This is a genomic window from Streptomyces sp. A2-16 (assembly GCF_018128905.1).
Taxonomy (GTDB): Bacteria; Actinomycetota; Actinomycetes; order Streptomycetales; family Streptomycetaceae; genus Streptomyces.
This window is the reverse complement of sequence record NZ_CP063808.1, coordinates 138,025-160,207: the sequence shown is the minus strand read 5'-3', so window position 1 is coordinate 160,207 and position 22,183 is coordinate 138,025. Positions and strand designations below refer to the sequence as shown.

23 protein-coding genes and 1 pseudogene are annotated in these 22,183 nt (G+C 73.0%); 15 read left to right on the top strand and 9 right to left on the bottom strand.

The window, feature by feature from the left end:
- Nucleotides 1-63 precede the first annotated feature (63 nt).
- Complete coding sequence (locus IOD14_RS00755) at nt 64-552, bottom strand: hypothetical protein (protein ID WP_212669407.1); 489 nt, start codon at nt 550-552, stop codon at nt 64-66.
- 149 nt (nt 553-701) lie between these two features.
- Here IOD14_RS00755 and IOD14_RS00750 point away from each other — a divergent pair, with 149 nt between their 5' ends.
- Nucleotides 702-1,169: a hypothetical protein gene (locus IOD14_RS00750; protein WP_123990507.1), complete on the top strand. Its 468-nt coding sequence runs from the start codon at nt 702-704 to the stop codon at nt 1,167-1,169.
- 33 nt (nt 1,170-1,202) lie between these two features.
- Here the strand turns inward: IOD14_RS00750 and IOD14_RS00745 are convergent, their stop codons facing one another.
- Nucleotides 1,203-1,880, bottom strand: coding sequence for a DUF6445 family protein (locus IOD14_RS00745; RefSeq protein WP_123990506.1), 678 nt, complete (start codon nt 1,878-1,880; stop codon nt 1,203-1,205).
- 229 nt (nt 1,881-2,109) lie between these two features.
- On the opposite strand from IOD14_RS00745, the gene IOD14_RS00740 reads away from it, so the two are divergent.
- Nucleotides 2,110-2,877, top strand: a complete 768-nt coding sequence (locus tag IOD14_RS00740; protein ID WP_123992757.1) for a DUF4142 domain-containing protein — start codon at nt 2,110-2,112, stop codon at nt 2,875-2,877.
- A gap of 6 nt (nt 2,878-2,883) precedes the next feature.
- On the opposite strand, the gene IOD14_RS00735 is transcribed toward IOD14_RS00740, so the two are convergent.
- A complete protein-coding gene (locus IOD14_RS00735; RefSeq protein ID WP_123990505.1) occupies nt 2,884-4,557 on the bottom strand; it encodes a glycoside hydrolase family 13 protein in 1,674 nt (557 codons plus the stop codon).
- A 275-nt stretch (nt 4,558-4,832) separates the two neighbouring features.
- Between IOD14_RS00735 and IOD14_RS00730 the strand changes: the two genes are divergently transcribed.
- Nucleotides 4,833-5,774: an LAETG motif-containing sortase-dependent surface protein gene (locus tag IOD14_RS00730; RefSeq protein ID WP_212669406.1), complete on the top strand. Its 942-nt coding sequence runs from the start codon at nt 4,833-4,835 to the stop codon at nt 5,772-5,774.
- Nucleotides 5,775-5,856: 82 nt separating this feature from the next.
- On the opposite strand, the gene IOD14_RS00725 is transcribed toward IOD14_RS00730, so the two are convergent.
- Nucleotides 5,857-6,432, bottom strand: a complete 576-nt coding sequence (locus IOD14_RS00725) for a dihydrofolate reductase family protein (RefSeq protein ID WP_212669405.1) — start codon at nt 6,430-6,432, stop codon at nt 5,857-5,859.
- A 132-nt stretch (nt 6,433-6,564) separates the two neighbouring features.
- On the opposite strand from IOD14_RS00725, the gene IOD14_RS00720 reads away from it, so the two are divergent.
- From IOD14_RS00720 to IOD14_RS00680, 9 genes are all read left to right on the top strand, one after another.
- A complete protein-coding gene (locus IOD14_RS00720) occupies nt 6,565-6,801 on the top strand; it encodes a hypothetical protein (protein ID WP_212669404.1) in 237 nt (78 codons plus the stop codon).
- A 44-nt stretch (nt 6,802-6,845) separates the two neighbouring features.
- Complete coding sequence (locus IOD14_RS00715) at nt 6,846-7,070, top strand: hypothetical protein (RefSeq protein ID WP_123990501.1); 225 nt, start codon at nt 6,846-6,848, stop codon at nt 7,068-7,070.
- A 146-nt stretch (nt 7,071-7,216) separates the two neighbouring features.
- A complete protein-coding gene (locus IOD14_RS00710; RefSeq protein WP_212669403.1) occupies nt 7,217-7,735 on the top strand; it encodes a DUF2231 domain-containing protein in 519 nt (172 codons plus the stop codon).
- 227 nt (nt 7,736-7,962) lie between these two features.
- A complete protein-coding gene (locus tag IOD14_RS00705; protein WP_212669402.1) occupies nt 7,963-9,276 on the top strand; it encodes an FAD-dependent oxidoreductase in 1,314 nt (437 codons plus the stop codon).
- A complete protein-coding gene (locus IOD14_RS00700; protein ID WP_174269182.1) occupies nt 9,273-10,016 on the top strand; it encodes a DUF1365 domain-containing protein in 744 nt (247 codons plus the stop codon). Before IOD14_RS00705 ends, IOD14_RS00700 begins: the two co-directional genes overlap by 4 nt.
- A 401-nt stretch (nt 10,017-10,417) precedes the next feature.
- A complete protein-coding gene (locus IOD14_RS00695) occupies nt 10,418-11,608 on the top strand; it encodes a class I SAM-dependent methyltransferase (protein WP_249126233.1) in 1,191 nt (396 codons plus the stop codon).
- Nucleotides 11,605-12,921: a cyclopropane-fatty-acyl-phospholipid synthase family protein gene (locus tag IOD14_RS00690; protein ID WP_212669401.1), complete on the top strand. Its 1,317-nt coding sequence runs from the start codon at nt 11,605-11,607 to the stop codon at nt 12,919-12,921. Before IOD14_RS00695 ends, IOD14_RS00690 begins: the two co-directional genes overlap by 4 nt.
- Nucleotides 12,918-13,736 (top strand): DUF1295 domain-containing protein, encoded by an 819-nt coding sequence (locus tag IOD14_RS00685; RefSeq protein WP_212669400.1) that lies wholly within the window; start codon nt 12,918-12,920, stop codon nt 13,734-13,736. Before IOD14_RS00690 ends, IOD14_RS00685 begins: the two co-directional genes overlap by 4 nt.
- Before the next feature lie 86 nt (nt 13,737-13,822).
- The gene (locus IOD14_RS00680; RefSeq protein WP_123990496.1) at nt 13,823-14,533 is read left to right on the top strand and encodes an alpha/beta fold hydrolase; all 711 of its coding nucleotides are present in this window, start codon (nt 13,823-13,825) and stop codon (nt 14,531-14,533) included.
- Here IOD14_RS00680 and IOD14_RS00675 read toward each other — a convergent pair.
- From IOD14_RS00675 to IOD14_RS00665, 3 genes and pseudogenes are all read right to left on the bottom strand, one after another.
- A pseudogene (locus IOD14_RS00675) lies at nt 14,503-15,100 on the bottom strand (YihY/virulence factor BrkB family protein); the annotation flags it as partial. The gene IOD14_RS00680 and the pseudogene IOD14_RS00675 sit on opposite strands and share 31 nt — an antisense overlap.
- Before the next feature lie 198 nt (nt 15,101-15,298).
- Complete coding sequence (locus IOD14_RS00670; RefSeq protein ID WP_212669399.1) at nt 15,299-15,958, bottom strand: fasciclin domain-containing protein; 660 nt, start codon at nt 15,956-15,958, stop codon at nt 15,299-15,301.
- Between the two features lie 99 nt (nt 15,959-16,057).
- On the bottom strand, nt 16,058-17,653 hold the full coding sequence (locus IOD14_RS00665; protein WP_212673171.1) for a sulfite oxidase: 1,596 nt from the start codon (nt 17,651-17,653) through the stop codon (nt 16,058-16,060).
- A gap of 228 nt (nt 17,654-17,881) precedes the next feature.
- Here IOD14_RS00665 and IOD14_RS00660 point away from each other — a divergent pair, with 228 nt between their 5' ends.
- Nucleotides 17,882-18,232, top strand: coding sequence for a hypothetical protein (locus tag IOD14_RS00660; RefSeq protein WP_212669398.1), 351 nt, complete (start codon nt 17,882-17,884; stop codon nt 18,230-18,232).
- 59 nt (nt 18,233-18,291) lie between these two features.
- On the opposite strand, the gene IOD14_RS00655 is transcribed toward IOD14_RS00660, so the two are convergent.
- Both IOD14_RS00655 and sigK read right to left on the bottom strand, forming a co-directional pair.
- Nucleotides 18,292-19,044 (bottom strand): anti-sigma factor, encoded by a 753-nt coding sequence (locus IOD14_RS00655; protein ID WP_123990494.1) that lies wholly within the window; start codon nt 19,042-19,044, stop codon nt 18,292-18,294.
- Nucleotides 19,041-19,625 carry an ECF RNA polymerase sigma factor SigK gene (sigK, locus tag IOD14_RS00650; RefSeq protein WP_212669397.1) on the bottom strand — a complete coding sequence of 195 codons (585 nt, stop codon included), beginning with the start codon at nt 19,623-19,625 and terminating at the stop codon, nt 19,041-19,043. Before sigK ends, IOD14_RS00655 begins: the two co-directional genes overlap by 4 nt.
- A gap of 289 nt (nt 19,626-19,914) precedes the next feature.
- Between sigK and thrS the strand changes: the two genes are divergently transcribed.
- On the top strand, nt 19,915-21,150 hold the full coding sequence (gene thrS, locus IOD14_RS00645; protein ID WP_212669396.1) for a threonine--tRNA ligase: 1,236 nt from the start codon (nt 19,915-19,917) through the stop codon (nt 21,148-21,150).
- Between the two features lie 62 nt (nt 21,151-21,212).
- Entirely contained in the window at nt 21,213-22,175 is a 963-nt protein-coding gene (locus tag IOD14_RS00640) for a nucleoside hydrolase (RefSeq protein ID WP_212669395.1), read from the top strand.
- The last annotated feature ends 8 nt before the right edge of the window (nt 22,176-22,183 follow it).

The window sequence follows — 22,183 nt, the reverse complement described above, 5'->3', positions numbered from 1 at the left end:
CACGGCCTGCCACGGGACGGGGGGCGACTCGCCGAGGGGGCACCCGCACCGGAACCGCTGCGGTCAGGCCCGCTTCGTCGGCCGGTACACCGCGAGCGCCCAGATGACGAAGAAGTCGATGCCGATCATGATGACCGACCACACCGGCTGGTAGGGCAGGAACAGGAACTGGGCGATCATGCTCAGCGAGGCCAGGAAGATACCGGTCATCCGGGCCCAGGACGCGCCCCTGAGGATGAACGCGCCGGTGACGGCGGCGACGACGCCGAGGCAGAGCATGATCACTCCCCAGCCGGTGAGGCTGACCTTGTAGACGTAGTCGCCCAGGCGGGCCCAGACGTCGTCCTCGGCGAGGGCGGATATGCCCTGGAAGATCGCCATGATGCCGTTCACCAGCATCAGGACACCGGCGAAGACGACCCCGCCGTGCGCCCAGGAGTTCTCGGTGGGCGTGGGCCCGAGGCCCGGCGCCGGAGTCGGGGGCGTACCGGCGGCCCGCTGTGCGGACTGCTCACCGGCGGACGGCTGGGTGGCGTGCGGTTGCTGCGTCATGGCCGTGTCCCACCTTTCGTGGTCGATGTGCTTCGACCATCCGGCGGACCGGGTCCTGCCACCACGGGAGTGGTCCGTTCGGGTGACCTCCGGCATGCGGCCCCCTCGCGTCGGCCCTTCACTGGAGGGACCTGCACCCGGGAGGCGAGATGACCCGCTGGACGACGGCCGCGCTGGTGACGGCCCTGGCCCTGACCGGCCTCACCGGCCTCACCGCCTGCTCCGACGAGAACAGCCCCTCGTCGGTGGCGAGCAAGGTCGCCTCGGCCGCCTCCCGCGCCGGGGACGCGGTGTCGTCGGCGACCGCGGAGGCGGGCAGACGCTTCGACGACATCAAGAACGGCGTCGATGCCAAGGCCGACGTACGGCTCGGCACCCCCGCGACCGCCTCGGACGGCCGTACGACGGTGGCGGTCACCGCCACCAACTCCGCGGACTCGTCGAAGTCCTTCGCCGTCCAGGTCGACTTCACCGACAAGAACGGCAAGCTGCTGGACGTGGTGGTGGTGACGGTGCCGGACGTCCCGGCGGGCGGCTCCGGGAAGGGCACCGCCCGCAGTACGCACGGCCTGTCGGGGGACGTGCGGGCGAAGGTGTCGCGGGCGGTCCGCTACTGACCCGGGCCGAGGGTCACGCCATCCGGCCGCAGGTCACGCCATCCAGAAGAAGACGGCCGTCATCCGCTTCTCCTCCAGCGTGCTGCCGGTGTAACCGGTCGCGCTGTGCACGAGGTTGGCGTTGTAGAGGAGCAGCCGGTTGTACCGGTGCGGCACCCGTACGTCCTCCTCGAAGGCGTCCGGCGCGACGAACCGGGTGCCGAGGGCCTCGACGAGGTTGTTGTGCGGGGCCTGCACGACGTTGCCGCCGAGCCGCCCGCCGGGCATGGACTGCCGGTAGAAGCTGGTGCCGCAGTCCTTGGGGACGCCGGGGTTGAGATACAGCACGGCGGCGTACCGGCACAGCGCCCGGGAGTCGGTGTGCGGCCGGGGCTCGCTCTCGCCCTCCCCGACGACCTGTACGCAGTTGTGGTTGAGCGTGCCCCCGCCGGGCGCCCGCTGCACCCACAGCTCCTTGGCCCCGGTCGCCTGCCGCACCAGCCGCTCCACCCTCCCGAGCTCGGCGGGTTCGAGCCCCGGCATGGTCCGCAGTCCCGGCCAGGTCTCCGAGGTGTACGGATGTCCCCGCACCCAGTCGTCCTTGGCGAGACAGCGTGCCCGTACGGCGTCGACGTCGGGGAGCACGTCGTCGATGACCCAGTAGTCGCGGCCCTTGGTGGGCTTGCGGTAGGGGAGGACGGGCAGGGCCCGGGACGGCTGTGGCATGGACATGCAGCGAATCTAGGTGCGGGGCCCGTCAGGTCTCTCCCGCTGTTTCCCCAGGACTTCCCCGGGAACCGGTCAACGAACGGTCAACGCGCCGCCGGTCTGTGACTCCGGTCATCCCAAAAAGAGCTGATGAACACTCACGCCCCCGCGTCCGTACTCCTGTGCGTCCGACCCGCCTCGTGGCGGGGCACCCTACCGGGCAGGAGGCACGGTGCCACTCTCGCGCAACGCGATGGGAACGCTGTTCGTCGGCGGAGCCCTCACATTGACCCTGGGCGCACTCGCCTATCCGTCGATGCTCGGAGTGAGCACGGTCTCCTCCGCACAGGACAGAGTCATCGCGCAGACGCAGTGGGGTCCGCTGACCGAGCTGGACCGGGACTTCGTCGTCAAGGTGCGAGCCGCGGGCCTGTGGGAGTACCCGCTCGGCGAGGTCGCTCTCCAGAAGGGGACGACCCCGGAGGTGAAGGAGGCCGGACGGCACCTCATCGACGGACACGCGGCCCTGGACGCCGCCTGCCGCAAGATCGCCCCGATGCTCAACATCACCATCCCGAACGTGGCGAGCCCGCAGCAGGTCGGCTTCGTGAACACGATCGAGTCGAGCAACGGCCAGCAGTTCGACACGAACTTCGCCAACATCCTCCGGGTGACGCACGGTTCGATCTTCAACACGATCTCGAAGGTGCGCTCCACCACCAAGAACTCCCTGGTGCGCTCACTGGCCGACATGGCCAACGACACCGTGCTCGACCACATGACGGTCATGGAGAAGACCGGCTTCGTCAACTTCGACCAGGCCCTCTTCATGCAGACCACCCCGCCGAAGCTGCCCGACAGCGACCTGACGCCGCCGCCCCCGCAGCCCGGCGCCCCGATGGTCGTGCTCACCCCGCCGGCGAACCCGACGTCCACACCGCTGGCCGTCCCCGGCGAGAACGCGAACGGCGCCACCCCGGCGGCCGGGGCGGCCCCCACCCCGACCCCGACCGTCGGATAGCGGGCCCTAGCCGATCCAGGCCGTCGTGTCCGGACCCAGCAGCCCGTCCTGCAACGGGCTGCTGGTCAGCAGCACCTCCCCCGCCGGGAGCGGTACGGCGCTGTCCGACAGGTTGGTGACACACCGCCAGCCCTCGTGCCGAGCGAACTCCAGCACACCGGCCCGCCCCGCGTCGGCCCAGATGAGGTCCTCGCCCTCGAGGAGCTTGCGGCGCAGGCGCAGCGCGGTGCGGTACAGCTCCAGCGTGGATCCCTCGACACCGTCCTGGACCTCGACGGCGTGCTCGGCGAACCACTGCGGCTGCGGCAGCCAGGCACCGCCCGCCCCGAAGCCGTACGACGGCCCGCTCCGCGTCCACGGCAGCGGCACCCGGCATCCGTCGCGCCCCTTGCGGACGCGGCCCGTCTGCTCCCAGATCGGGTCCTGGAGCACCTCGACGGGCAGGTCGGCCACCTCGGGCAGTCCGAGTTCCTCGCCTTGGTAGACGTACGACGATCCCGGCAGCGCGAGCATGAGCAGCGTGGCCGCGCGAGCGCGTCGCAGCCCTCGCGCGAGGTCGATGGCGGGCGCGTGGCCGCCGGAGAGCAGCCAGGCGTTCTCGTCGGTTCCCGGCGGGAGCACCAGGCGTGAGGCGTGCCGTACGACGTCGTGGTTGGAGAGCACCCAGGTGGCCGAGGCGTGGGCCGCGCGGGCGGTGGCGAGGGAGTCGGTGATGACCTGGCGCAGTTCGCCGGCGTCCCAGGCCGTCTGGAGGTACTCGAAGTTGAAGGCCTGGCCGAGTTCGTCCGCGCGGGCGTACAGCGCGCGGCGGGCGTCCGGGACCCAGGCCTCGGCGACGGCCGTGCGGGGCGGGGTGTAGGAGTCGAGGATCGTGCGCCAGTCGCGGTAGATCTCGTGGACCTCGTCGCGGTCCCAGTAGGGGTGGCCGCCGGGGGGCAGCAGGTGCAGGGCATCCTCCGCGACGCCGGGCAGGTCTCCGAGGTCGCGCAGGGGCTCGGTCAGGTCCTTGGCCAGGGCGTGCGCCACGTCCACGCGGAAGCCGTCGACCCCGCGGTCGGACCAGAAGCGCAGGGTGGTGCGGAAGTCCTCGCGGACCTCGTCGTGGGACCAGTTGAGGTCGGGCTGCTCGGGGGCGAACAGATGCAGGTACCACTGTCCGTCGGCGACCCGTCGCCAGGCGCTGCCGCCGAAGACGGACTGCCAGTCGGTGGGCGGGAGTTCGCCGTGCGCGCCGCGGCCGTCCCGGAAGACGTACCGCTCACGGGCCGCGGACCCGGGCCCGGCCGCGAGGGCCTCCTGGAACCAGACGTGCTGGTGGGAGGTGTGGTTCGGGACGAGGTCGACGATCACTTTCAGGCCGAGCCGGTGGGCTTCGGCAACCATGGCGTCGAAGTCGTCGAGGGTGCCGAGGCGTGGGTCGACGTCCCGGTAGTCGGCCACGTCGTAGCCGCCGTCGGCGAGTTCGGACGGGTAGAAGGGGCTCAGCCACAGGGCGTCGGCGCCGAGGGCGGCCAGGTGCGTGAGGCGCTCGGTGACGCCCCTGAGGTCGCCGAGGCCGTCACCGTCGGCGTCGGCGAAGCTGCGGGGATAGACCTGGTAGACGACGGCCTGCCGCCACCAGTCGGGGTCGCTGCTGGACAGGTCGGGCGAGGGGTCGGGCGTGGGGGTGCGGGCGGTCACGCGGGCTCCTCTGTATTGCGGGTGCGATGCAATCCATGAAGACGACAAAGGGGATATCTGTCCACCTCACCGGAAAAGTGAACCCGGGTTTTGCGGAGTAGATCATTCCCGGTGTGTCGAAATTGTGATGGCCGTCGAACCGCCCTCGTATCACCGCAGGTTGACAGCATTCCGCAAGGAGATCCACGATGTGAGAACACCGAGGCTCATGTGACCAATGGGCCCAGTGTTTCTGATGCTTGCTGTTACCACTCACTCATCCTGACGGGATACGTATGTCCATAGCGAGACGTGTCACCATGCGGCGCCTGTTGGGGACGGGCGCCGCGACGCTCGCCTTCTCCGCTGCCCTCGCCTCCGTCGCCTCGGCCTCCGACTGCCCCGGCGGCAAGGGCTGGGACAACGGCGGGAGCTACAAGCCGGGCACCGGCGCCGGTTCGAAGACCGAGACCGACCGCTGCGAGTTCTCCCTCGACGGCAAGAACTTCTTCGCCTCGGTCAAGGTCGACGACCTGAACCTGAAGCCGACCGACGACGGCAAGGTGCACGTCAAGGTCCGCGCGGCGGGCGACGCGTCCACCTGCACCGCCTCCCTCGCGTCCTACCGCGCGCACGGCCCGACGTTCGCCACCTCCGGCGAGCAGGTCTTCCACGACTTCGACACCGTGACCGTCAAGGCCGGCTCCGTCGACTCCCTCGACATCTCGATCCCGGACCTCGGCTGCTACGCGCAGATCGACCTCTACCGGGGCAACACGAAGTTCGACGGCCGGCTCGACGCCAAGGACGGCCTTCCGCACGGCGACCTCCCCAAGGGCCCGGACCACCCGGTCATCAAGGACAAGCTGATCGCGGCCTGGAACGGCGGCACGAAGGACTGCACGACCACGCAGACCACGCCTCCGGCGACCCCGCCGGCCTCGGAGACCACTCCGCCGGCCTCGGAGTCGACCCCGCCGGCGTCCGAGTCCACCCCGCCGGCGTCCGAGAGCACGCCTCCGGCCTCCGAGACCCCGGGTACGGGCACGCCCACCCCGTCGGCCTCCGAGTCCACCGGGACCCCGGGCGCTCCCACCCCGAACGGCGGCGGCGACAACCTCGCCGAGACCGGCGCCAGCAGCAACACCCCGCTGATCGCGGGCGGCGCGGCTGTGCTGCTCGCCGGTGGCGCGGGCATCGTCCTGGCCACGCGTCGCCGCAAGGCCTCGCGCGCCTGACCTTCGCGCAACTGACAGGGCCGTCCCACCCTCCGGGGTGCGGGCGGCCCTTTCGGCTGTCCGCTGCGGCTGCCGGACCGGCTCAGTGCAGGGTGGGCCGGTAGACGAGTTCCTGGATGCGACCGTCGAGCGTGCGGCTCTCCAGCAGCTCCAGGTCGAAGTCGGCCGCGCCCTGGAAGACCGGGTCGACACCGGTGCGGCCGGTGATGACGGGGAAGACCGTCACCTGCACGCGGTCGACGAGGCCGGCGGCCATCAGCGCCCGGTTCATCGACAGACAGCCGTGCGAGCGCAACGGCACCTCGGACTCCTCCTTGAGCCGGGCCACGACGTCCACGGCGTCACCGCTCACGACGGTCGCGTCCGGCCAGCCGAGGGTGTCCTCAAGGGTCGTCGACACCACGGTCGTCGGCAGGTTCCTCATCCGGGTCACCCAGGGGTCCCGCACGTCGTCGCCCTCGCTGCTCTCGGCCAGCATCCGCGCGAACGCCCGGTAGGTGGTGGCCCCGAAGACCATCCGCTGCTTCTCGCCGTACAGCGCGTGGCGGTGCTCCAGCAGTTCGGGGCCCTGCTTGCCCCAGTAGCCGGTCCAGTCGCCGCCGGCGGCGCCGTAGCCGTCGAGCGAGGAGAAGACGTCGAAGGTGTAGGTGGCGGTCATGGCGGTCTCCGGCCTTCCGAAGGGATCCGAGTCGTCCTGGTAGACCCGGCAGACCCGCACAACTCATCGGCCGGCCCGTGACCGCCCCGTCTGCCGTCGCGCCAAAAATCGAACACATGATTGAATCCGGGCATGCGAACGTTCCCCGACGACCTCGCCCGGGCACAGCGTGAGTGGAGTGCCACCTACCGGCAGCTCGCCGAGCACCCCGGGCGCACGGAGCTGCGCCGGCGTCTGCACCGGCTGTCGGCCCAGGTGTTCTTCCACCCCCACTGGCAGCACGGACGCCCGCGCCCCGCCGAGTGGTGGGAGCTGCGTGACCTGGGCCGTTCGGCCGACGGGTACACGAGCGGACGGCTCGACCGATGACGGACCGAAGTGCGCAACCGTACGCCTCGGACGATCCTGAGGACATGTCCGGACCGATCCGCGTGATCGTGCACCCCCCGTCCCCCACCGGCGGCCGCCGCGTGCGCGTCGACGGCGAGATCCTCGGCCTGGCCCACAACCTGAACGACATCGCGGAGTTCCTGCGCCGCGCGGGGCTGGAGATCGACGCGGCGGAGGTGGCGCAGGTGGCGTGGATCGAGTGGAAGGGCGGGGGCCCGGAGCTGTGGGGTCCGGAGCCGAGCGGCTGACGTGAGGGCGGCGGAAACGCGCCCTCGCGACCGGGCCGGGCTCGCGAGAAACGGCCGGGCGGGGCTCAGAAGAAGCTGAGAGGTTGCTGTGCCAGGCTGGCGCGCCCGATCCACCCCCACCCTGGCCGATCCGCTGGAGGACTCCCATGGGCCTGGTCAACGGCCTTCCCGCGCATGTCTTGTTGGTGCACTTCGTCGTCGTACTCGTTCCCCTGACCGCGCTGGCGCTGGCCGTCGGCGCGATCTGGCCGAGGGCCGCACAGCGGATGGGAGTCGTGCTGCCGTTGCTCGCCCTGGTCACGCTCGCGAGCGTGCCGCTCGCCACCGGGGCCGGGGAGTGGCTGGAGGAACACGTCGACAGCAACGCACTGGTGCGCCGCCACGCGGAACTGGGCGACGGCCTGCTGCCCTGGGCGCTGGGCCTGTTCGTCCTCGCGGCCCTCGTCTGGTGGGCGGCCCGTCGCACGGCCGCGGCCGCGGCGCAGGACTCGGGCGGCACACGCTGGTCCGGCGTGCCGGTGCGCGCCGCGGCCGCGGTCCTGTCGCTCGTGGTGGCCGCGGGAGCCGTCGTGGACGTCTACCGCATAGGCGACTCGGGGGCGAAGGCCGCATGGCACGACGGTTTCTCCAAGACGGCGACGGGTGCGGACGGGGACGATCGCTGAGCGTCCCCGGTCCCGCGTGACCGCCGGGCGGAGTCCGTCCGCCCGGCGGTCACGCGGGTGCGGAACGCCGTACACCGTGTCGCCCCGCCCGTGACACCACCGTGGCGCCCTCCGTCCGGATCCGGACGGACCCCCGCCCGACAGCCTCCTGAGACCCGGCCAATCCACCGCCCGACCTGCTCCGGATTACGCGGAGACCGCAGATCGTCGAGGCGGGAGGAGAGGCGATGGAGAGGGCACCCGGGGCAGCATCCCACGGCCCGGAGGACAGGGCTCGGCACGGGCGGCGGACGGCCGTGGTGGGCTCGGGAGTGGCGGGACTGACCGCCGCGTACATCCTGGGCCGGACCCGTCAGGTCACCCTGTACGAGGCCGACGACCGGCTCGGCGGGCATGCCCACACCCACGAGCTGACCTCGCCGTACGACGGTCGGGTGCACCGGGTCGACTCCGGATTCATCGTGCACAACCGGCGCACCTATCCCCATCTGCTGCGGCTCTTCGACGAACTCGGCGTCGCCACGCAGGAGTCGGAGATGAGCATGTCGGTCCGGTGCGAGGGGTGCGGACTGGAGTACGCCGGGGCCCGCGGACCGGCCGGACTGTTCACCCGCCCGCGCGCGCTGCTGCGCGGCCCCTACCTGCGGCTGCTGGCCGAGGTGCCCGCCTTCCACCGGGCGGCCCGGCGGCTGCTGGCCCACGGCGGTGCGGACCCGCTCACCCTGGGGGAGTTCCTGGACCGGGAGGGCTTCTCCGCCTATTTCCGCGCCCACTTCATGACACCGGTGGTGTCGGCCGTGTGGTCCTGCGACGCCGCCACCGCCCAGCGCTACCCGGCCTCCTACCTGTTCCGCTTCCTGGAGCACCACGGGCTGCTGTCGGTGACCGGGTCCCCGGTGTGGCGCACGGTCACCGGTGGTTCGCACGCCTACGTCGAGCGGGTCGCCAAGCACATCGGCGACATCCGGACCGGCGCTGCGGTGCGCGCCGTACGGCGCCACGCGGACGGCGCCGAGGTGACGACCGAGGACGGTTCGACCGAGTCGTACGACGCGGTGGTGATCGCCGTCCACCCCGACCAGGCACTGCGGCTGCTGGCCGACGCGACCGGGCCGGAGCGGGAGGTCCTGGGCGCGTTCCGCTACTCCCGCAACACCACCCTCCTGCACACCGACACCCGGCTGCTGCCCCGGGCCCGCGGCGCCCGCGCCTCCTGGAACTACCTCATGCCGACGTGCGAGGCCGGTGCCGACCGGGTGCGGGTCAGCTACGACATGAACCGGCTGCAACGCCTGGAGGCCGCCGAGCGGTTCGTGGTCACCCTGGGCGGCGAGGACCGGGTCGACCCGGACCGGGTACTGGCCCGCATGGTCTACGAACACCCCGTCTACACGCCCGAGTCGGTGGCCGCGCAGCAGCGGCTGCACGAACTCGCTTCCCCCGTCTGCGTGTTCGCGGGCGCCTATCACGGCTGGGGGTTCCACGAGGACGGCTGCCGGTCCGGTGCCGAGGCCGCCGCGGTGCTGGGGGCGCGCTGGTGAACACCGTGCCCGCCCTCTACTCCTGCCGGATCGCCCACGTGCGCACCACTCCGCGGCGGTACGCGCTGACGCACCGCACGTACCTGTGGCTCGTCGACCCCGACCACCCGCCCCGACTGCCGCTTCCGCTGCGGCCGTTGGCACGGTTCGACCCACGCGACCACTTCACCGGGGACCAGCCCTCCATCCGGGCCGGTCTGGACGCCTTCCTCGCCGCGCGGGGCGTCCACCTGGAGGGCGGCCGGGTGGTGATGCTCACGCACGCGCGCGTGCTCGGGTACGTCTTCAATCCGCTCACCCTGTACTGGTGCCACGGCCCCGACGGGGAGCCGCGCTGCGTGGTCGCGGAGGTGCACAACACCTACGGCGGCCGCCACTGCTATCTGCTGAGCCCGCACGGGACGGGTACGACGGGTACCGAGGTCGGCACCGACAAGGAGTTCTACGTCTCGCCCTTCCTCCCCGTCGACGGGCGCTACCGGATGCGGCTGCCCGAGCCGGGGCCCCGGCTCGACCTGACCGTCCACCTGGACCGCGAGAGCACGCGGACCCTCACCGCGACGGTCCGGGGCACCCGCCGTGCGGCGACCGTCCCGGCGCTGCTGCGGCTCGCGCTGCGCCATCCCTGGTCCACCCTCGCCGTGTCGGCCGCGATCCGGGCCCACGGCGTACGCCTGTACCTGCGGGGGCTGCCCGTCCAGCCCCGCCCCGACCACCGCTCCCCGGAGAACGCACGATGAAGACCGCAGGACCCGACACCGCCCCCGACGGACTCCCCGGCGAGCCCCGCGGCACGGCACCTGGCGCGGACGCCACGACAGGCAGGAACGCCCCGTCCGCCGGACCCGCGGTCCCCGGCAGCCGCACCGCGTCCCTGCGCCCCGGCGACGAAGCGCCCCCGCTCCCCCACCCGCCCGCCGCCCCCGCCGACGAACCCTGCGCCGTCCTGGCCACGGCGGCGGAGAGGACCAGCCCGGCCGGACACCAGACCCCCGGCACTCTGCTCGCCCCAGCCGACTCCGCCGCCGACCCCGTCGCCGCCCTCGACACGGCACCGCACGGAACCAGCCCAGCCGGACCGCCGACCCCCGACACCCTCCTCGCCCCGGCCGACCCCGCGCGCTGGCCCGATGTCGTCGCCGTGCCCGCCGCCTCCCGGGCCCGGAGCGCCGTGACCGCGGCGCTCGTCCGTCGGGCCCTGCGGAAGCTGCCGCTGCGGGCCCGGTTCGAGGGGATCGGCACCTTCGGGCTGGGCGGACCGCTGCTGGAGGTGCGTGATCCGGCCGCCTTCCACGCGCGGATCGGCTGCGGCGGCCTGGTCGGATTCGGCGAGTCCTACATGGCCGGCGAGTGGGACGCCCCCGACCTGGTCGCCGCGCTCACCGTGCTCGCCGCCCACACGGCCGAACTGATCCCGGCCCCGTTGCAGCGGCTGCGCGGCCTGTGGGCACCACGGCATCCGGACGGCGAACGCAACACACCCGACGGCTCCCGGGCCAACATCAGCCGCCACTACGACCTGTCCAACGACCTGTTCGCGCTGTTCCTCGACCACACCCTCACCTACTCCGGAGCCGTCTTCCGGGGCTTCCCGGCGAGCTGGGACCGGCTTGCCCCGGCCCAGCACCGCAAGATCGACCGGCTGCTCGACCTGGCCGACATCGGCCACGGCACCCGGCTGCTGGAGATCGGCACCGGCTGGGGCGAACTCGCCCTGCGTGCCGCCGCCCGCGGCGCCCGCGTCACCTCGCTCACGCTCTCCCGGGAACAGCGGGAGCTGGCCCTGCGCCGGGTGCGCGCCGCCGGTCTCGCCGACCGCGTCTCGATCGAGCTGTGCGACTACCGCGAGGCCCGCGGGGAGTACGACGCCGTCGTCAGCGTGGAGATGGTCGAGGCGGTCGGCGCGGAGTTCTGGCCGGTGTACTTCCGCACCCTCGACGAGCGGCTGGCACCGGGCGGCCGGGTCGCGCTCCAGGCCATCACCATGCCGCACGAGCGGATGCTCGCCACCCGCTCCACCTTCACCTGGATCCACAAGTACGTGTTCCCCGGCGGGTTCATCCCGTCCACGCGGGCCGTCGAGGACACGGTCCGCGACCACACCGGTCTGCGCCTCGCCCGCCGCGACGGCTTCGGCGCCCACTACGCCGAGACGCTGCGGCTGTGGCGGGAGCGGTTCGCCGAGCGCGCGCACGAGGTCGACGCGCTCGGCTTCGACGAGACCTTCCGCCGCCTGTGGACCTTCTACCTCGCGTATTCGGAGGCCGGCTTCCGGGCCGGGTACCTCGACGTGCAGCAGTACCTGTTCACCAAGGAGAACCCCGGCCGATGACCACCGCACCCCTCACAGCCCGGCCCGGTGCCGCCCACCGGCTCGCCGCCCTGGCCGCGGATTTCCTGGGCGGCCCCCTGCCGGTGCGCCTGCGCGCCTGGGACGGCAGCGAGTCCGGCCCCGCGGGCGCCCCCGTCGTCGTCCTGCGCTCCCGGCGCGCACTGCGCCGCCTGCTGTGGCACCCCGGCGAACTGGGCCTGGCGCAGGCGTACGTCACCGGGGAGCTCGACGTCGAGGGCGACCTGGCGCGCGGACTGCGCGCGGTGTGGGCGGCCCGGCGGGAGCAGGGCCTGCGTCCGCCCCGGCTCACGTCCGCCGACCGGGCCCGAGCCGTCGCCACCGCCGTACGGCTCGGCGCGGTGGGTCCGCGGCCGGCCGCCCCCGCCTCCCAGGCCCGGCTGCGCGGCGGCCTGCACAGCCGGGCGCGCGACCGGGCCGCCATCAGCCACCACTACGACCTGTCCAACGACTTCTACCGGCTCCTCCTCGACGACACCATGGCCTACTCGTGCGGCTACTGGACGAAGGACGAGGACTCCGCCTTCGGACCGGCCGACGCCCAGCGGGCCAAGCTGGAGCTGATCTGCCGCAAGCTCGCGCTGGAGCCGGGGGCCCGGCTGCTGGACATCGGCTGCGGCTGGGGGTCCCTCACCCTGTACGCGGCGCAGCGGCACGGGGCGCGGGTCACGGCCGTGACCCTGGCCCGTGAGCAGGCGGCCCACGTCCGCGAGCAGGTCGCCGAACGCGGCCTGGAACACCGGGTGGAGGTGGTCTGCCAGGACTACCGCGACATCGAGGGCGGGCCGTACGACGCCGTCGCCACCGTCGAGATGGGCGAGCACGTCGGCGACGCCGAGTACCCGGCCTTCGCCGGCGCCCTGCACCGGCTCGTCCGCCCGGGCGGCCGGGTGCTGGTGCAGCAGATGTCGCGCGGGCCCGGCGCGCCCGGCGGCGGACCGTTCATCGAGGCGTACATCGCACCCGACATGCACATGCGCCCGTTGGGCGAGACCGTCACGCTGCTGGAGGCGGCCGGGCTGGAGCTGCGGCACACCGAGTCGCTGCGTGAGCACTACACCCGCACCGTGAACGCCTGGCACCGCACCCTGGAGGAGCGCTGGGACCGGTTCGGGGCGCTGGTGGGCGAGGAGACGGCCCGGGTGTGGCGGCTGTACCTGGCCGGCGGTGCCCTGGCGTTCGAGGAGGGCCGAATGGGTGTCGACCAGATCCTGGCCGTGCGGCCCGGTCCCGGCGGCGCGAGCGGCATGCCGACGGCCACGCCCGCCTGGTACGAGGGGCTGGACCGGCTGTGAGCGGCTTCCCCTGGGGCGCGTTCGCTCTCAACCTGGCCTGGGCAGCCGCTGCGGCGCTCGCCGTCATGCTGGTCACCTTCGCGGTCGCGGTGCGCACGGGGGTGCACCGGATCGTGGACATCGCCTGGGGGGCCGCCTTCACGGCGGTGGCCGCGGTGACCTTCGCCGCCTCCGCCGGGCAGGGTGATCTCGTACGACGTCTGCTCGTCACCTCGCTCACGGCGGTCTGGGGGCTGCGCCTGGCGGTGCACATCGCCCGGCGCGGGCGCGGTCACGGCGAGGACCCGCGGTACCGGGCGCTGCTCGCCAAGGCCCCCGGCAGCCGGAACCTGTACGCCCTGCGGACGGTGTACCTGCTGCAGGGCGCCCTGGTCTGGCTGGTGTCCCTGCCCGTGCAGGCGGCCCAGTACGTGCCGGGCCGACCCTCGGCCGTCGTCTGGGCCGGTGCCGTGCTGTGGGCGGTCGGCCTCGGTTTCGAGGCGGTCGGGGACGCCCAGCTGGCCCGGTTCAAGGCCGATCCCGCCAACCGCGGAAGGATCATGGACCGTGGCCTGTGGGCGTGGACCCGGCACCCCAACTACTTCGGGGACTTCTGCGTGTGGTGGGGCCTGTACCTGACGGCCTGCGACCTTCCGGCGTCGGCCGCCGTGTCCTTCGTCTCCCCGCTGGTGATGAGCCTGCTGCTGACCCGGGGCAGCGGAAAACGCCTGCTCGAACGGCACATGGCCGACCGGCCCGGCTATGCCGGGTACATGGCCCGCACCAGTGGCTTCCTCCCGCGTCCGCCCAGGAGGAGGGGGGCGGGCTCGTCATGACGGAGCGGCCCGGAGAGGATCGGCGGTGCGGCCCGCCCGACGCGGGTGGGCACGGCACCGGGGACCGTGACGGAAGGGGCGGCGGCATGCGGCAGGACGAGAGCGGCTCTTCCGTACCGCCCGCGGCCGCGTTGCTGCCCCGCAGGTGCCCGCCGCGGCCGAGCGCCGCCGTGGTGGTGCTGCACGGAGGGCAGGACATGAGCGACCGGCACACCCGGTCCTGGCAGCTCGCCGCCCTGCGGATGGGTCCGTTCGTGCGCGCGGTGACGGCGTCCCTGCCCCGCCAGGACATCCTGGTCGCGCAGGTCCGGTACCGTCTGCGCGGCTGGAACGGCCCCCGGGCCGATCCCGTGCGGGACACCCACCGGGCCCTGCGCGAACTCGCCGAGCTGGCCGGGCCCGTCCCCACCGTGCTGCTCGGCCACTCCATGGGCGGGCGGGCCGCCCTGCGGGCCGCCGGTCACGCCCAGGTACACGGCGTGGTCGCGCTGGCTCCGTGGTGGCCGCCCGGCGAGCCGGTGCAGCAGCTGGCGGGCCGGCACGTCATCGCCCTGCACGGCGACCGGGACCGCGTCACCTCGCCCGCCGACACGGCCGACTGCGTACGCAGGGCGCGGGACACGGCGGCGCGGGCGGGCATGGCCGTCGTCCGCGAGGGCGACCATCCGATGCTGCGCCGGCACCGCTTCTGGCACCGCACGGCCGCGGCCGTCGTCGCCCATCTGCTCGACCCGGAGAGCGCCCCGGACCCACTGCCCCAGGACTGCTACGGCACCGGGGACTTCCCCGTGCTCTGACCGCGGGCCCCTGCGAGCTCCGCCGCGAACTGCGCTCCCGTCAGCAGGGCCAGGTTCGACAGCCACAGCCAGACGAGGAAGACGACGACCCCGGCGAGCGAGCCGTACAGCCGGCTGTACGCGCCGAGCGTCGAGGCGTACGCGGAGAAGCCCGCGGAGACCACCGGCCACAGGCCCGCGGCCAGTGCCCCGCCGGGCAGGCTGGTGTCGGCGCCGCCGCGCCGGCGCCGGGCCGGTGCGGAAGACGACCACGACCAGAAGTGCCACCAGGCACAGCAGCACGGGCCAGCGCAACAGGCTCCACACCCAGGCGGCGGTGGCGTCCACGCCCACGGTCCGGCCCGCGGCCTGTGCGAGCGGGCCGGTCAGCAGCAGGGTGAGCGAGCCGACCAGCAGCAGCCCCAGCAGCGCGAACGCGGTGAGCGTGAGGCGGTGCGCCCTGCGCCAGGGCGAACGCCGGTCCTCCGTGCGGTGCATGCGGTGCAGGGAGCGGCGGAAGACGGCGAGGTAGCTGGACGCCGACCACAGGGCGCTGGCCGCACCGGTCACCAGCAGCGGCCAGGACGTACGGCCGGCGCCCAGCGCGCGGGCCAGGATCGACGGGTGCGGTCTGCGTGGTCATGTCGTGCTTCCCTTCTGCCGTGCTGCTCGGTCGTTCTCTCTGCTTTGGACCCGCCCCGGCCGTGTCTGTGACGCGGTGGACCGGAAAAGGCCCGAGGGCGCCACGGGATGCGGCGCCCTCGGGGACAGGTCGTTGACGGAGCGTCAGCTGGTGGGCATGAGCACGCTGTCGATGATGTAGACGGTGGCGTTGGCGGTCCTGACGTTGCCGCAGACCACCTTGGCGGAGTCGTTGACGGTGTACGACTCGCCGGAGCCGGAGGTGGTCACCTTCGACTTCTCCAGGGTGTCGAAGGAGCCGTTCTCCAGGTCCTTCGGGGTGAGCTTCTGGCCGACGACGTGGTAGGTGAGGATCTTCGTCAGCTGGGCCTTGTCGTTGAGGACCTTGTCCAGGGTGGCCTTCGGAATCTTCGCGAAGGCGTCGTTGGTGGGCGCGAACACGGTGATGTTCTGGGCGTTGTTGAGGGTGTCGACCAGCCCGGCCTTCTTCACCGCCGCCACCAGGGTGGACAGGGCGGGGTTGTTGGACGCGGCCGTGGCGACCGGGTCCTGGGCCATGCCGTCGAAGGAGCCGGCACCGTCGGCGGGCACCGCGGAACAGGCGGGCCCGAACGGCTTGTCCATGGCGGTGTCGCTGCCGGCGCCGGCCATGCTGTCGTCCGACGCGGAGGCGGACGCCGCCGCCTTCGGCGAGGAGTCCGACGTGGTGGAGTCGGAGCCGCTGTCGGAGCAGGCGCTCAGGGCCAGCGGCAGGACGGCCGCGGCAGCGAGGGTGACGGCGGTACGGCGGATTCGGGTGTTCACGATGTCTCTCCTGTGGGTGACGGCAGCGCGTGCTGCCTTCTCGGGGGAAGGGGAAAAGGGGTTCAGGGGTCAGGAAGTCAGGGGTCAGGGAGTCAGGGGTCAGTCGACGGTGACGACCACGGAGTGCCATCCGCTCGCGCCGTCGGGGATCGTGCGGGTACGTCTCTCGGTCTGCACCTGGCCGGTGCGGTCGGTGGCCCGGACCGTGAGGGTGTGGCCGCCCTTGGTCGCCTGCCAGGGAAAGGACCACTGCCGCCATGTGTCCGTGGTGTCCTCGGCGGCCAGCCGGGCCTCCTGCCAGGGACCGTCGTCCACCCGGACCTCGACCTTGTCGATGCCACGGTGCTGGGCCCAGGCGACCCCGGCCACCATGACGGTGCCGGTCCTCGGCCGGGCGAAGGGCTTGGGCGTGTCGATGCGCGACTGCGTCCTGACGGGCGCCTCACGGGCCCAGCCGCGCCTGACCCAGTAGGGGTCGTAGGAGTCGAAGGTGGTGAGCTCGATCTCCTTGATCCACTTGCAGGCCGAGACGAACCCGTACAGGCCGGGCACCACCATGCGGACCGGGAAGCCGTGGGCGATGGGCAGCGGTTCCCCGTTCATGCCGAGGGCGAGGAGCGCGTCGCGGCCGTCCATCAGGTCCTCGACCGGGCTGCCGATCGTCATGCCGTCCACCGAGCGGGCCACGAGCTGGTCGGCCGGACCGCCCTTCGAGGGCGGCCGCACCCCGCACTCGGCCAGCACGTCCGCCAGCCGTACGCCGATCCAGCGCGCGTTGCCGACGTAGGGGCCGCCGACCTCGTTGGAGACACAGGTGAGGGTGATGTCGCGTTCGACGAGGTCCCGTCGGAGCAGATCGTCGAAGGAGAAAGTCCGGGGCCGGGTGACGCCCTTGCCGTGGACGCGCAGCCGCCAGGTGGTGGCGTCCACCTTGGGCACCACGAGGGCGGTGTCGACGCGGTAGAAGGCGCCGGTGGGGGTGAGGAAGGGGCTGAGACCGGCGATCCGCGGTCCGGCGCCCTTCGGCACGGGCGGGGCCGGGGAACCGGGAGCGGGCAGGACGATCCGGTCGCGGGAGGCCAGCGCGTCCCGGCCGCTCGTCCCGCTCAGGAACCGGCCGAGGACACCCGCCCCCGCCGAGGCCGCCGCGGCGGCGCAGGCCGCGACGACGAAGCCCCGCCGGTCCCAGTCCGCACCGGACGGCACGCCCCCGACCACGGGGGCGCGCCATGCCAGACGGCCCGCGAGCAGGTACAGCACCACGGCTCCGGCGGCGGCACCGGCCAGTGAGGGGAGGGCGTCGCCGGGACCGGTCGAGTCGGGCCTGCCCGTGGCCGCCAGCGCACCGACGGCGCCGAACACCAGCACACCGGCCGCGCCCGCCCGCCGGAACCGGAGCGCGGCAATTCCCAGCGCCGTCGCGAAAAGCGCGAGTAACGCGAGAATTCCGAGCTGGAGAAAGAGTTTGTCGTCGGTGCCGAAATTCCGGACAGCCCAGTCCTTCACACCGGCCGGCGTGCGGTCGATCGCGGCGCCGCCGACCGCGACGACGGGACCGGCCTCGGGGCGGACCGCGCCCGCCACCGCCTCGGCGACCGCGAGCGCGGCGGCTCCGGCCAGCAGGCCGCTGAGCGCGCCCAGCAGCAGCCGTGCCGGGCGGCGTCGGCTCCTCGGTTCCTTCTCGTTCTCGGTCACGTGGGGAATCCGGGCCCGGAAGCCGGGCGGATTGGTGGTCCCCACGATCGGATGAAATTCCTGTTCCGGCCAATCCGCGCCACCTTCGGCTACGGATATATGACTGTTTCCGTCCGGCTCCACTCTTTTTCGTTCACTGCTTTTTCTCGCGCACCCGGCACCTCCCCCGTACCTCGCGTATCCCCGGCGACGCTGCGTCCGCACGACGTCCCTCGTCCGAAGTCCTCCGTGAACGGCACAGCCGTGTCGAACCCTCGGAAGACCGGACGAGAGGAGCCGCCCAGTGGCGGGGCCGGCACACAGAACGCACCGCCGGACGCCCCGGCAGGGACCGACGGCGACCGGCTGCGCTCCGCCGGGCGCCGGCCCGCAGTCGGCGGGGCGCCCGCCGGGGTGCGGATGACCCGGCCGGACGACGCGAGCCCGTGGCACGTGGAGATCCATGTCGTCGCGGTCCGTGAGGCCAGGACCGTGGACGTGGCCCGCGCCGTCCGTGGCTCCGTCGAGCGCCGGCTGGGCGCCCTGTCGTCCCCGCGGCCCGCCCCGCGGGTCACCGTGACGGTCACGGGCCTCGTCTGAGCGGGACCCGGCCCGGGACGACCTGCGGCGAAGGCAGCCGGCAGGCCGGCCGGGGACCGTCAGCCCGGGAAGCTCATCAGGGCGACCGGGGCGGACGTGGGGTGCTTCGAGCCGCCGTCGGGTTCGACGGTGACGCCCATGCCCGACGCGCCGTCGACGGCACCCCGCATCAGGACCGCCTGGTCGCTGCGACCGGGGTCCATCAGACCGGCCGACCGCATGGTGCCGTCGTCGTCGAACCACAGCTGGTAGACCTTGCCGCCGGGCGGCCGGGCCATCCCGGAGACGGCGAACACGGCCTTGTCCAGGCCGCGGGAGACGACGACGGTGCCGGTGGCGCCGTCCGCCAGCTCCGCGACCCGCGTCCTGGCGTCCGGCGCGGACAGCACGGCGGCGAGTTCGTCCGTCGTCCGTGTGGCCCGGCCCGCCTGGTCGCGGGCGTCCTCGGCGCGCTGGTACTGCCACACGGTCGTGCCGCCCAGCGCCGCGGCCGCCGCGAGACAGGCCGCCAGCGCCCACCGGGACAGTGCCCGGGTGCGCGGGCCGGAACGGAAGGGGAGCGCCTGGGACGGTGATCCGGGCGGCACCTGCCGGACGGTGGTGATCCGGCGCAGCACCTGCTCACGCAGGCCGGGCGGGGTCGCGGTGGTGGCGGCGAGGCCCAGCCGGACCGCGGTGGCGCGCAGTTCGGCGGTCTCCTGGGCGCACGGTTCGCAGCCCGGGAGGTGGCGCTCGAAAGCGGCGCTCTCGTCGTCGGACAGCGCGTGCAGTGCGTAGGCACCCGTCATCCGGTGCAGGTCGATGGTCGTCACGCGGTCACCCCCAGGCAGTCGCGCAGCCGGATGAGTCCGTCGCGCAGTCGGGTCTTCACGGTGCCGAGCGGAAGCGCCAGCGCCTCCGCCACCTGGCGGTAGGTCAGTCCGCGGTAGTAGGCGAGGGTGACGGCCTGGCGCTGGATCTCGGTCAGGGTGCGCAGACAGCGCCGTACCTGTTCCCGTTCCAGGCGGGCCTCGACGTGCTCGGCCACCTCGTCGTACTCGGGCAGCCGGTCCAGCAGGGCGGCCTTGTGGTCCCGGGCGGCCGCGGCGTCCACGGAACGGACCCGGTCCACCGCCCGCCGGTGCGCCAGCGTGAGGATCCAGTTGATGGCCGTCCCCCGGTCGGGGCGGTAGCGGGGAGCGGTCCGCCACACCTCCACGAGGACCTCCTGGACGACCTCCTCGGACTGCGCCTGATCACGCAGCACGGCGCGCACGACCCCCAGGACGGAACCCACCACGGTGTCGTAGACCCGGGCGAACGCCTCCTCGTCGCCCAGCGCCACCCGGCCCACCAGCTCCTGCAGGTCGGGTTCCGCGGAGGGTTTTCTTCCGATATGCACCGCTTCTTTCACCGAGGGCCTCCACGATCGGGACATGTCCGGGCGTAATCCGTTTCTGCGGAGGTCGCGGATTGGATGCGCAGGGGACGAACTCGTGGGCGGAAAATCCTTCGCCCCGCCCCCGGCCCGCCGCCTACCCTCACCTCATGCAGCGTGTCCGAGCCATCCCGTCGATCACGACGACGCCGGAGCAGGTCCCGGCGCGCTGACAGCTGACGCAGTCCGAAGCCCCGGGGCGAGTGCCCCGGGGCTTCGTCGTTCCCGCCGGTTCCTCGCCCCCTGTGAGCGAGGGAGAACCACCATGCACGACCACCGCCGACTCGGCCGTGAGCTCGATCTGTTCGACACCGACCCACTGATGGGCGCGGGGCTGCCGTACTGGCTGCCCGACGGGGCCGTCGTACGGCACGCCCTGGAGGAGTACGTCAGGGAGGTCGAGCGGGCCGCCGGGTACCGGCACGTGTACTCGCCCGTGCTCGGGAAGCGGGAGCTGTACGAGATCTCCGGGCACTGGTCGCACTACAGCGACGACATGTTCCCGCCGATGCGGCTGGGCGGCGGCGGTGAGGAGAGCCGGGGCGAGGAGCTCGTGCTGCGGCCCAGCCTCTGCCCCCATCACGCCCTCATCTACCGCTCCCGCTCCCACAGCTACCGCGAGCTGCCGTTGCGGATGGCGGAGTTGGGCGGGATGTACCGCTCCGAGCCGTCCGGTGTCCTCGGCGGTCTCACCCGCGTCCGGTCCATCCAGCTCAACGACGCGCACATCTTCTGCACCCTGGAACAGGCCGCGGCGGAAGCCCGCGCCGCCCTCGACCTCATCGGGAAGGCCTACGCCGACCTCGGCATTCGAGCGAGCAGGTACCGGCTCTCCCTCCCGGGCGACTCCGGCAAGTACGTCGCCGACCCCGGGCTCTGGCGCCGCGCCACCGCTCTCCTCGAAGAGGTCCTGGACGGCGTCGAGCACGAGTCCGTGGAGGGCGAGGCCGCCTTCTACGGCCCCAAGATCGACGTACAGATCACCGACCCCGCGGGCCGCGAGTCCACCCTCTCCACCGTCCAGATCGACTTCCACCAGCCCGAGCGGTTCGACCTCCACTACATCGGTCCGGACGGCGCCAGGCATCGCCCGGTGATGGTCCACCGCAGCATCATCGGGAGCGTGGAGCGACTGGTCGCCCATCTCGTCGAGGCGCACGGCGGCGCGTTCCCGGTGTGGCTCGCTCCCGTGCAGCTCGTGGTCCTGCCGGTGGGCGACGCCCAGGAGGAGCGGGCCCTGGAGGTCGTACGGCGGGCCGAGGCGCGCGGCATCCGGGCCGAACTGTCCGGCCCCGGCCACGGCACCCTCGGCGCCCGCGTCCGCGCCGCGCGCCTCGTGCCCTACCAGGCGGTGATCGGGGAGCGGGAGGCCGAGGCCGGCTGTGCGGCCGTACGGCTGCGGGACGGACGCAGGCCGGGAGCCGTGCCCGTCGACGACCTGCTGGAGCGGGTCGGTGCCCGGGCCGGTGATCGCGGGGCCGAACTCTGGGCGGCTGCGTAAGGTCGGATCCGTACGCCGGCGACGTACGCCGAGGCCGTACGCCAGTGACGAAAGGACCCGCCGTGACCGGACAGCCCATCCCGGTGATCATCGACTGCGACACCGGTGTCGATGACGCCCTGGCCCTGCTGTTCGCCGTACGTCATCCGGGCATCGACCTGCGCGCGGTCACCTGTGTCGCCGGGAACACCGACGTCGACGGGGTGGTCCGCAACACACTGACCGTGCTGGAGCAGGCCGGGGCCGGGGACATCCCGGTCGCCCGGGGCGCCGCCCGGCCGCTGCTCGAGCCGGTGCGCACCGCACAGCATGTGCACGGCGCCGACGGCATGGGCGATCTGGGGCTGCCCGCGCCGACCCGGGTGGCGGTGGACGTGGACGCGGTGACCCTGCTCAGGCGGGAGATCCTCGCCTCGCCCAGGCCGGTCACCCTCGTCCCCACCGCGCCGCTGACGAACATCGCCCTGTTGCTGCGCACCCACCCCGAGGTGGTGCGCAACATCGAGCGGATCGTGTTCATGGGCGGCGCGGTGGCGACCGGGAACGCCACACCGGTCGCCGAGTTCAACGTCTGGCACGACCCCGAGGCGGCCGCTGTACTGCTCACCGCGGGGGTGCCGATCACGATGTACGGCCTGGACGTCTTCGAGCGGGTCGTCGTCCCGGCCGCCGACGTCCAGCGCCTGAGGGCGAGTTCGGAACCCAGCCTCCGCATGGCCGGCGAACTCCTCGCCCACCGCGACCCGGCCACCTCCGGCGACCCCACCCCCACCGGCGGTCTCGGCGACGCGGGCGCGGTGTGCGCGGTCGTCGACCCGGGTGGCCTGACCACCGAACTCCTCCCGGTGGAGGTCTCGTTGACCCCCGGCCCGACCCGCGGCCAGACCGTCGTCGACCGCCGCCGCCGTCCCGGTGAGTCCGAGATCCACGAGGGCGGACGCGAAGTGACCCTCGTGGACGTGGGCCTGGACGTGGACGTGGAGCGGTACGTGAAGCTGTGGCTGACGGCGGTGGAGGGGGTCTAGTCACCCGC